Annotated in this window: 2 protein-coding genes; both read left to right on the top strand. The window is 48.9% G+C overall.

Going from position 1 to position 585, the window contains the following annotated elements; all coding sequences use genetic code 11:
* Nucleotides 1-409: carbohydrate-binding protein (locus D1841_RS18290; protein WP_160201842.1), on the top strand; the 409-nt coding region annotated here is incomplete at its 5' end.
* A 21-nt stretch (nt 410-430) separates the two neighbouring features.
* On the top strand, nt 431-585 hold a 155-nt coding region (locus D1841_RS19600), incomplete at its 3' end, for a phage holin family protein (RefSeq protein WP_166554390.1).

Below are 585 nucleotides of genomic sequence, written 5' to 3' on the forward strand. Positions count from 1 at the left end.
AATGTTAACACAGAGTCAGAAATCGTTGATTAATCTTTTAAAAGTAATCTTGCCAACTGCCACGGATGAGGTGGCACTGCGACATGCGGACTGGTATCCGCAGTGGCACCCAGATATCCACGTAACGGCTGGGGACAGGCTTACATATGATGGCGTATTGTACCGCTGTCTGCAGGCGCACAATACACAGGAAACGTGGACACCGCCGGACAGCCCATCGCTTTGGGCGAAAGTACTTATCCCGGATCCAGATGTAATCCCTGAGTGGGAGCAGCCAGATAGTACCAATGCATATGTAACAGGCGACAAGGTAATCCACGGTGGCAAGACGTGGGAATCTCTGGTCGGCGGCAACGTCTGGGAGCCGGGTGCAGTAGGAACAGAAAGTTTATGGAAGGAAGTTAAATAACGCTTTTATGGAGGTAGAACAATGAAGCAGACGATTTGCACAGTTACAGGAATTACAGGAAGCGTGATTGCAGGATTTTTCGGAGGGTGGACAAGCGGCATGACAACATTACTAATCTGCATGATTGTGGACTATATTACAGGATTAATCGTAGCTGGCGTGTTTGGACAATCGCC

It is taken from the genome of Neglectibacter sp. X4, assembly GCF_009917365.1.
Classification (GTDB): domain Bacteria; phylum Bacillota; class Clostridia; order Oscillospirales; family Acutalibacteraceae; genus Acutalibacter.